This is a genomic window from Flavobacteriales bacterium, assembly GCA_013001705.1.
Taxonomy (GTDB): Bacteria; Bacteroidota; Bacteroidia; order Flavobacteriales_D; family JABDKJ01; genus JABDLZ01.
Window position 1 is genome coordinate 1 of sequence record JABDLZ010000093.1, and the last position, 9,626, is coordinate 9,626.

Sequence of the window (9,626 nt, forward strand, 5' to 3'; positions counted from 1 at the left end):
CAGTACGATCCCTGTTACGATATAGACCGCTACTCTGCGTTTCCTCACCCAATGAACGAGTATGCTCACCACGGTATCGAGCCATCTGCGTTGCAGGTGTTTGAGATGGCGGGTCTTGGGCTCAGGGAGATAGGAGAACACGATAGGGATGATGAACAAGGAGAGCAGGAATATCCCGATGATATTGAGGGAGGCTACCACACCAAACTGACGCAGCAGGTCGCTTTCTGTGAATATGAAGGTAGCAAAGCCGAGTGCTGTGGTCACATTGGTCAAAAAGGTGGCATTTCCGATCTTGGCTATCACCCGTACCAGTGCCTTGATACGGTTGCCGTGGGTCTCGAATTCGCGGTGATATTTATTGAGCAGGAAAACGCAGTTAGGTATCCCGATCACGATGATCAATGGAGGGATGAGCCCGCTCAAAGAACTGAGTCGATAGTCCATCAACTCGATGGTCCCCAGAGACCACACAACGCCTATACTGACTACCAATAGACAGAAGACCACCACCCTGAATGAATGGAAGAACAGGTAGAGAATGATGGCCGTTACAATGGCGGCCAAAGCCACGAATTTTCCCAGTTCTGTCTTGACCTGCGCTGCTGTATAGGTGCGTATATGCGGGAGACCGGAATAGCGCAATTCCATATGTTGGGCCGAATAGACCTCGGAAATGGAGAATAGCCTATCCATGACATCTCCTCTACTTTCTGAATTGAATCGTTCGGCATTGACGAATACCATCATCAAGACCGCATGGGTACTGTCGTTGTACAGAAGCCCCTCGTAAAAGGGTAGGTCATTGATCCGTTGACGGAGTGCGTCCACCTCCTCTTGGCTCCCAGGCGGAGCATCCAGTAATTTCTCTAGGGAGAATTGTTGCAGCTCCTCATTCTTGGTCAGATCGAACAAGTGAGCTATGGAGAAAACCGAATCAATACCGTCCAAGGCTTTGATATCCTCCCCCATCTGATACCAAGCAGCAAAGTTCTCCAGCTGGAATATCTCCTCACCTTGGGTGCCGATGACCAAGACATTACCATCTTCTCCAAAGGTCTCCAAGAATTTGGAATACTCGATGTATGTAGAATCATCTTCGGGCAGGATCCCTCCGAACTTGTAGGTCTCCTTGACATTGCGACCATGGAAGCCCATGAAAATCGTCACCACGGAGATCAGGATCAGGATCAAGACCCTGTTCCGGAGAATAAGACCAGCTATGGACTCCCACATATGCGCAAAGAAACGAATTGATTATTGCTACGTGAACCCAGCTGTGTGGGTCTATCTTTGAGCTTGTGACGGGTTTCAGAAATAGATGGCGATTCGCGAGTAAACTCGACTCCCACAAACTGCGCAATGCTTACCGGATATACAGGAGCTACCGCAGTTCTCAACGTGCCGGAGTTGCGCGGATGAATGGTATGCCATTCAGTGTGAGTATCGAACCCACCACTGCCTGTAATCTGCGCTGCCCGGAGTGCCCTTCTGGGTTGAGGAGCTTCTCCCGCCCTACGGGAAGTATCGATCAGGCATTCTTCGAGTCATTCATCCGTGATAATCATGCGCATCTGATCAATCTCACATTCTATTTCCAAGGTGAGCCATTCATCCATCCTCGCTTCTTGGATATGGTCGCATATGCGGCATCCCATCAGGTATTCACCTCTACTTCTACCAATGGACATTTCTTGACCGAAAAGATGTGTACGCGGGTGATAGAAAGCGGCTTGGATCGTATGATCATCAGTATCGATGGTGCCGACCAAGAGACCTATGCCTCCTATCGGAAGTCGGGTGAATTGGAAAAGGTCATCGAGGGGACAAAGACCCTGCTCAAGGCTCGAAAGAAGTACGGTAAGGGTCCAGAGGTGCTCTTCCAGTTCTTGGTAGTAGGTCCCAATGAGCATCAGATCAGCGAGATCGAGTCTTTGGGAGAAGAACTCGGAGTGGACCGTGTGATATTCAAAACGGCTCAGATCTATGACTTCGAGCACGGCAGCCCATTGATTCCGAAAGAGGATCGCTACTCACGCTATCGCAAAGGAGCCGATGGTCGGTATCACATCAAGAATCCCTTGGATGATCAATGCTGGAAAATGTGGCACTCCTGTGTCATCACCTGGGATGGAAAAGTAGTCCCCTGCTGTTTTGATAAAGATGCGAGTCATGTCATGGGTGATCTGAAAGAGGATTCACTGGAGACTATCTGGCAAAGCGAGACCTATAACAGATTCCGGAATGCCATACTTCGCTCCCGCAGTGAGATAGATATCTGTAAGAATTGTAGTGAAGGCACCCAGGTCTGGGCAGATTGATCAGCCTTCTTCAGCAAAGTGGCTCAATTGTTCTGCAGACTGATAGCCTTCTCTTCGTCTGAGCTCTTTCCCTCGACTATCCGTGATGATCAAGGTCGGATACTTGTTCACGCGATAGGCCTCGGCCACATCCATTCCTACGAATTGTTCGACATCCACCTTGACTGCAATGAAGGAGGTATTTATATGGAATGAGAAGTCCTTATCCCGGAAACCGTACTTCTCCATCTGCTTACATGGTACACACCAATCGGCATAAAAGTCGATGAAAAGGGGTTTCCCTTCTTTGGCAGCTACGGCCTTTGCCTCTTCAAAGCTCCCTTCGAAGAACTTCACCTGTGACATCATCGTCATGCCACAGATCAGCAAAAGGACCACTACTATCGCTCGGCTCATACCTCTAAGTACGAAAAAAGGTGCTTTCAAGTTGCTTCTTGAAACCACCTTTCTTCTTAAATTCTTGAATGGGTATCAGTATTGTACACCCAGGGTTTGAAGTGTCTCGATATTCAGATTCCCTACTGGAAGTCCATTATCTCGCTGATACTGCATCAGGGCAGCTCGCGTATCCCCTCCGAGTACATTATCTGCACCGGCAGGGCCGATATCGTATCCCGCATCTATAAGCGCTTCCTGGATCTGACGGATGGTATAGCTCGTGACCTTGTTCTCACACAGCACTTCCCTCCAATCAGAGTATTCACCTGCTTTGACCAGTCTCCGCTTTGTGATGGTCTTGAATTCCGGCATGAGCACTCTTTCTTCAACCGTGGCCGGCTTGACCAATACCTTACGCGTGACCGTGGCATACTCGGCCGGCACTTCTTCTTCGCGATAGGTGGCCGGTGTCTTCAAGACCTTGCGCGTTATCGTACGGTACTCAGCTGGCTCATCTACTTCGATCACTGTGGCGGGAGTCTTCACTACGCTCGATGTATAGGTGGTGTAGCGCTCGGGCACTTCTTCATAACAGGCTACAAAGCAATCGTTCGGATCGGCAGACATGCAGTTCTTATCCCTTTTCATCACCCATTTGGTGGTGGGTTCGGAGATCAGCACTTTCTCTGTAGTGGTCTCATAGACCGGAGAGACCGGGACCAACTTCCTGTGGGCTTCTTTTACCAATACCTGCTCGGTCACGGTCTCGTATTCTGCAGGCACAGGCACGAGTCGGGTGCTTGCCTCCTTGACAAGGACTTGCTCGGTCACGGTTTCATAGACCGCTGGTACTGCGATCAATTTCGTTGTGCCCTCTTTGACCAGTACATCTTCTGTCACGGTCTCATACTGGCTAGGGATATAGCATTTTGCGTAGCACTTACCCAGCTCGGCAGTGGGCGGGGTGCCCCCTGAGAATGGATTGTCTTGGGCTGTCAAGGAAATCGAAGCTGTGAGAAGAGCACAGGCAATGGTGAGAAGTCTCATTTCGATGTTTTTTGTTCGGTTATTCAATGTTTGATGGCTGGAAAAACTCACGGGTATGGTGTAGACGTCCGCGTAAGTAGAAGTCACATTCTCCATCAACGGTCCGAAAGTAGAAAAAGTGGGCATCATTCCCACTTTTAGCATTCTCAAGTAATCAACGCTTTATACACTATCAATCCTAGCTCTCCAGCGAGTTCTCAGTGAAACAAAGGGACTTCCAGATGCGTTGAACAAGGGCTATGAAAGCCTTATTCTTGAGTATTCTTCTATTCTGTTTCTCCCCAAGTACTGAAGGGGACGGAAAGGACGAACGTGCTATTCTGACCAAACAGGAGTCTATAGCGGCTGCGAGCTATCTGAAGCATACGGAAAAGGCCATGGTATGGGAGATCAATCTCGTACGTTCCGACCCGCAGGCCTATATCCCCTTTGTTTTAGAAGAAATGACACGGATGAGACGGGATAGTATCGAACTCTCCACCATTCGCAGTGAGAGCATCACCACCCGTGTAGAACAGATCGCTGGGATAGCCCAAGTACGTGTGGATACGGTGTATCGGAATTATTATCAGGATAGAATGCAGGCATTGGCCGAGTTGATCATCGAGCTGGATAGGGCAATCCCGGTCCAAGGACTCGAACCCTCCTTGCCACTATACACTGCGGCTGTCAAACATGGAGATTCGCAATCCGAGACCGGATATATCTCTCACCGGGGTCGGGATGGGGCTTGGCCCTTTGACAGACATGTGAGAGAGCATGGGGGATTGCAGGAAGGAAATGAGAATATCCTTCGATTCAAGGGGAGCCCTCGCGAGATGGTGATCCAGTTATTGATAGACAGTGGGGTGCCTCATCGTGGACATAGGAGAAATATTCTGGACCCGAGATGGAAATATGTCACCTGCCACCATGTCCAGCAACTGGATCAAGGTGAGGTGCAGTGGTGGATACAGGAATTCGCCTATTGATCAGACGGTCATGATATCGGCCTCTTTGGCTTCGACCAATTTCTCGATCTTAGCGTTGTAGGCATTCACGATGTTCTGGACCTCGTCTTGAGCGTCTTTGGACATATCCTCGCTCAGTCCGTCTTTCTCCAGTCTTTTTATCTCATCCATGGCGTCTTTACGAGCAGAGCGCACACTCACTTTGGCATTCTCCCCTTCTGCATGGACCTGTTTCGAGAGATCTTTTCTCCGCTCTTCGGTCAGAACGGGTACAGAGATGATGATCATCTCACCGTTGTTTTGAGGATTCAATCCCAAATTGGCATTGGTGATAGCCGTTGAGATATCCTCAAGTAGGCTCTTTTCCCAAGGTTGCACGACCAGTGTACGGGCATCGGTCGTGTTGACATTGGCCACTTGATTGAGCGGAGTCTCTGTGCCGTAGTAATCCACTTTCACAGGACTGAGCATGCTGGGTGAAGCCTTGCCAGCGCGGATCTTGGTCAATTCCGTCCCCAAATGCTCATACGAGGCCTCCATACTTTCACGGGCCATCGAAAAAATCATATTCAGTTCTTCGTTCATTGCTAGTCTTTTCTGATTTCTACTCAACAAGTGTGCCCACGGCCTCTCCCATCAACACTTTTTTCAGATTGCCGGGTCGGTTCATATCGAAGACCACGATCGGCAGTTTGTTCTCATTGCAGAGGGTGAAGGCAGTCATATCCATGACATTCAAGCCTTTGTCATAGACTTCATTGAAACTCAATCGTTCGAATTTGACCGCCTCGGGATTCTTTTCTGGATCGGAAGAGTATATCCCATCCACGCGGGTTCCTTTCAGTATGACATCGGCATCTATCTCCACAGCACGGAGTGATGCAGCGGTGTCAGTCGTGAAATAGGGATTCCCTGTACCGGCCCCGAATATGACCACCCGTCCTTTCTCCAAATGCCTCACTGCTCTTCTGCGGATGAAGGGTTCTGCGATCTCTTTCATCTCGATGGCCGTTTGCAAGCGTGTCTTGACATCGAGTTTCTCCAAGGCGGCTTGGAGTGCCATACTATTGATCACGGTGGCCAACATACCCATGTAATCTCCTTGGGTGCGTTCCATTCCACCTTCTTCAGCCTGGATGCCTCGGAAGATGTTCCCCCCTCCTACGACCAGACCGAGCTGTACACCGGCCTCATAGACCTCTTTGATCTCCTTGGCGTAGGCTTCCAGTCGTTCATTATCGATCCCAAAGCCTTTCTTCCCCATGAGGGCTTCTCCACTGAGTTTGAGGAGGACTCTTTTATACCGCATCTGCTGAGCTGTCTTTGGGAGTCGAAAATATGGAATTCGTGGATCGAAGGGAGAAGTCCTTTGGGACTTGTTGATAGCTCGCCTCTGAAGTGATGGAAAACAAAAAGCCCGAACCTTACGGTCCGGGCTTCATCACATCTTTAAACTCTCCTTATGAAAGGGAGAATCTCTTGAAGTCAGAGACGGTCAATCCTTTCTCGGTATTGTCCAAGTATTGCTGGATCGTCATCTTACTGTCCTTGATGAAGGCTTGATTGAGAAGGGTAGACTCCTTGAAGAACTTATTCAGTCTTCCTTGAGCAATCTTCTCGGCCATTTCAGCAGGTTTTCCTTCTTGGATGGCCAACTCCTTTCCTACCTCGATCTCCTTCTGGATCACGTCTTCTGGCACTCTGTCCTTGTCCAAGGCAATCGGTGCCATAGCTGCAATCTGCATGGCCACATCCTTGGCTACATCTTCTTTACCAGAAGCGGTCAATCCGACCACAGAGGCCACATTGTTACCCGGGTGATTGTAGGCATAAACCGTCTCAGCGCTCAACTTCTCGTATGCCGAAACATCGATCTTCTCACCGATGACTCCCGTCTGCTCGATGATCTTCTCACCGATAGTCGCAGAATCATCATACTTGATGTTCTTCAATTCCTCTACAGAAGCAGGCATGTTGTTCAGTGCAAGCTCGGCAATCTTATCTGCGAACTTTCCGAAGTCCTCATTCTTAGCTACGAAATCGGTCTCACAGTTCACCACTACGATCACACCGTTCTTAGCATCAGAGGTGGTCTTAGCAAGGACCAAACCTTCGGTAGCATCTCTATCACCTCGCTTTGCAGCCACTTTCTGGCCTTTTTTACGAAGGATATCGACAGCTGCATCGAAATCACCATTGGCTTCTACCAAGGCGTTCTTACAGTCCATCATACCAGCACCTGTCTGCTGTCTCAGTTTATTGACATCAGCTGCAGTAATTCCCATTACTCTATCTATTAAATTGGATTATTTATTCTCTTCTTGAGAGTCAGCAGCTTTTTCGGCCACTTCCTCTTTTTCGGCATTCTCAGCCTTCTCCGCCTTTTCAGCTTCAGCTTTGGCTGCTTCTTCAGCCTTCTGCTTGGCTTCAGCAGCTTTGGTCGCCTCTTTTTCCTTGGAGCGCTCTTCCAGACCTTCTTTGACAGCACCGCATACCACATCCATGATCTTGGCGATGGATTTGGTAGCATCGTCATTGGCCGGGATAGCGAAATCCACCTGTTCGGGATCTGAATTCGTATCCACGATAGCAAAGCTGTTGATGCCCAATTTATTGGCCTCGGCCACTGCGATGTGCTCCTTCATGATATCCACGATGAAGATGGCATGTGGGAGACGATTGAGATCGGAGATGGACCCGAGGTTCTTCTCCAACTTGGCACGAGTACGGGAAAGTTGAAGACGTTCACGCTTGGACATGGTATCCCAGGTCCCATCGGTCTGCATCTTGTCGATGGCAGCCATTTTCTTGACCGCCTTACGGATGGTCGCGAAATTGGTCAACATCCCTCCTGACCATCTCTCGGTCACGTATGGCATGTTTACCTCTTTGGCTTTCTCTGAAACGATCTCTTTTGCTTGCTTCTTGGTAGCTACGAAGAGGATCTTCTTGCCTGAACGGGCGAGATTCTTCATAGCCGCTGAGGCCTGATCCAGTTTGACTATGGTCTTATTGAGGTCGATGATATGGATCCCTTTCTTCTCTGAGAAGATGTATGGAGCCATATTGGGGTTCCACTTGCGCTTGAGGTGTCCGAAATGACAACCTGCTTCAAGTAGTTCGTTGAAATCTGTCTTTGACATGTACTTGTATTTGTTTCACATTCACTAAAAACAACCGATGGATAGTCCTTTGCAGGAATTCCAACTGGTTTGGATACTGAAACCAGCGTTGAACTCGATCAACGCTTGCTGAACTGGAATTTCTTCCTTGCTTTCTTCTGTCCTGGTTTCTTCCTTTCTACCATTCGTGGGTCACGGGTCATGAGTCCATGCTCCTTGAGCTTGGGCTTCAATTCCTCGTTGTACTCCACCAACGCTCTTGCGATGCCCATACGGATGGCTTCTACCTGCCCGGTAGTTCCTCCACCATCTACATTTATGTTGACATCGAATTGCCCTTCGGTCTCGGTGACCGCAAAAGGCTGCTGCAGTTTATACTGCTGAGTGGGAATAGGGAAATAGTCCTCACTCTTCTTTTCATTGATAGTCAGATTCCCTTTACCCTTGGTCATGTAGACACGGGCGATGGATGACTTTCTTCTTCCGATTGTATTGATTACCTCCATGGTGCTATTATCTATGGATGGGTTCAGATCTTATGTTCACGTGGCTTCTGGGCCTCCTGTTGGTGCTCAGGTCCTGCATATACATACAGGTTACGGTAGAGTTGACTCCCCAACTTATTCTTAGGAAGCATGCCTTTGACGGCCTTCTCCACCAATGCGTATGGCTTGCGCGCGTGCAGTTGCTCAGCAGTCAATGAGCGTTGACCCCCTGGATATCCGGTGTGACGGATGTACTCTTTATCGCTCCACTTCTTTCCACTCAGGGTGACTTTATCTGCATTGATCACAATGACATTGTCACCACAATCCACATGAGGAGTGAATTCAGGCTTGTGCTTGCCTCTGAGAAGCTTGGCTACTTCAGATGCCAAGCGCCCGAGCGGCTTTCCTTCGGCATCAACAACCAGCCACTCTTTGTTGACTGTGGCCTTATTGGCGGAGATGGTCTTATAACTCTGTGTATCCACGTCTGTAATTTTTGGTCCTCAAGGCACTTTGACTTAAGGGGGTGCGAAATTAGCTGATCTCTAGCTTTCTACCAACAATTTATAGTAGAATTCATACGTCTGCACGATCTTTCATCTATCTGCGCATCGTCTCTCTATTCAAAATCCTGTAACCCCGTTCTCGAATTACGCGTAAAATCTGTCAGCGGGAAGTACCCGCTCTGGACTGAATCATTCGAAATAAACAATTAGACCATGATCACCTCTGTCAATACCATTGATTTGGACAACCTGGACCAACTCCAGCTTCCAACTTCTGACGTACACATAGTTTTTGCCTCTCGGGATAGGCTAGAAGACGCCACCCTGTACGAACAAATGAAGAGTATCACCACTGACGACATCATCTTCGTATCGACTGCTGGGCAAATACATTCTCATGGAGTGAACGAATCTGATATGACAGTCACCTCGATCAAACTGGAGAGAAGTGAAATGCGTACGGTATCACTCAACATCGACCGATTCAATGACTATTCCCAAGTAGGGATGGCACTCTTCAATGCTTTGGATAGTGAAGACCTCAAGGGCATCATCGTATTTTCCGATGGAACTTCTGTGAATGGAAGTAATCTGAAGAAAGGACTCGAACGTGAGAACAATGGCCGACTCCCGATCGCTGGTGGACTGGCAGGAGATGGTGCGAGATTCGAAAAGACTTTGACCGGAATCAATGAAGCGAAAGAAGGGAATGTAGTAGGTATCGGCCTGTATGGTGATAACATCCACCTGGGCTATGGCTCCAGGGGAGGATGGCAGTTCAAACAACAGATGAACATCATCTCAGACTCCGATG

12 protein-coding genes are annotated in these 9,626 nt (G+C 48.8%); 3 read left to right on the forward strand and 9 right to left on the reverse strand.

Going from position 1 to position 9,626, the window contains the following annotated elements; translation table 11 throughout:
* Positions 1-1,236: MMPL family transporter (locus tag HKN79_03610; GenBank protein ID NNC82639.1), on the reverse strand; the 1,236-nt coding region annotated here is incomplete at its 3' end.
* A gap of 182 nt (positions 1,237-1,418) precedes the next feature.
* Between HKN79_03610 and HKN79_03615 the strand changes: the two genes are divergently transcribed.
* Complete coding sequence (locus tag HKN79_03615) at positions 1,419-2,321, forward strand: radical SAM protein (protein ID NNC82640.1); 903 nt, start codon at positions 1,419-1,421, stop codon at positions 2,319-2,321.
* Here the strand turns inward: HKN79_03615 and HKN79_03620 are convergent, their stop codons facing one another.
* Positions 2,322-2,717 carry a thioredoxin fold domain-containing protein gene (locus HKN79_03620; protein NNC82641.1) on the reverse strand — a complete coding sequence of 132 codons (396 nt, stop codon included), beginning with the start codon at positions 2,715-2,717 and terminating at the stop codon, positions 2,322-2,324. It lies immediately after the preceding gene.
* A 75-nt stretch (positions 2,718-2,792) separates the two neighbouring features.
* On the reverse strand, positions 2,793-3,746 hold the full coding sequence (locus tag HKN79_03625) for a peptidoglycan-binding protein (protein NNC82642.1): 954 nt from the start codon (positions 3,744-3,746) through the stop codon (positions 2,793-2,795).
* Positions 3,747-3,985: 239 nt separating this feature from the next.
* On the opposite strand from HKN79_03625, the gene HKN79_03630 reads away from it, so the two are divergent.
* The gene (locus HKN79_03630; protein ID NNC82643.1) at positions 3,986-4,717 is read left to right on the forward strand and encodes a hypothetical protein; all 732 of its coding nucleotides are present in this window, start codon (positions 3,986-3,988) and stop codon (positions 4,715-4,717) included.
* Here the strand turns inward: HKN79_03630 and frr are convergent, their stop codons facing one another.
* The 6 genes from frr to rplM all read right to left on the reverse strand — a co-directional run bounded on the left by frr (position 4,718) and on the right by rplM (position 8,791).
* Entirely contained in the window at positions 4,718-5,281 is a 564-nt protein-coding gene (frr, locus tag HKN79_03635) for a ribosome recycling factor (GenBank protein ID NNC82644.1), read from the reverse strand.
* 19 nt (positions 5,282-5,300) lie between these two features.
* Positions 5,301-6,005, reverse strand: a complete 705-nt coding sequence (locus HKN79_03640) for a UMP kinase (protein NNC82645.1) — start codon at positions 6,003-6,005, stop codon at positions 5,301-5,303.
* A 151-nt stretch (positions 6,006-6,156) separates the two neighbouring features.
* Complete coding sequence (locus tag HKN79_03645) at positions 6,157-6,981, reverse strand: elongation factor Ts (GenBank protein ID NNC82646.1); 825 nt, start codon at positions 6,979-6,981, stop codon at positions 6,157-6,159.
* Between the two features lie 21 nt (positions 6,982-7,002).
* Positions 7,003-7,839, reverse strand: a complete 837-nt coding sequence (gene rpsB / locus HKN79_03650; GenBank protein ID NNC82647.1) for a 30S ribosomal protein S2 — start codon at positions 7,837-7,839, stop codon at positions 7,003-7,005.
* Between the two features lie 98 nt (positions 7,840-7,937).
* Entirely contained in the window at positions 7,938-8,324 is a 387-nt protein-coding gene (gene rpsI / locus HKN79_03655; protein NNC82648.1) for a 30S ribosomal protein S9, read from the reverse strand.
* A gap of 23 nt (positions 8,325-8,347) precedes the next feature.
* Positions 8,348-8,791, reverse strand: coding sequence for a 50S ribosomal protein L13 (rplM, locus tag HKN79_03660; protein NNC82649.1), 444 nt, complete (start codon positions 8,789-8,791; stop codon positions 8,348-8,350).
* Positions 8,792-9,025: 234 nt separating this feature from the next.
* Here rplM and HKN79_03665 point away from each other — a divergent pair.
* Positions 9,026-9,626: hypothetical protein (locus HKN79_03665; GenBank protein NNC82650.1), on the forward strand; the 601-nt coding region annotated here is incomplete at its 3' end.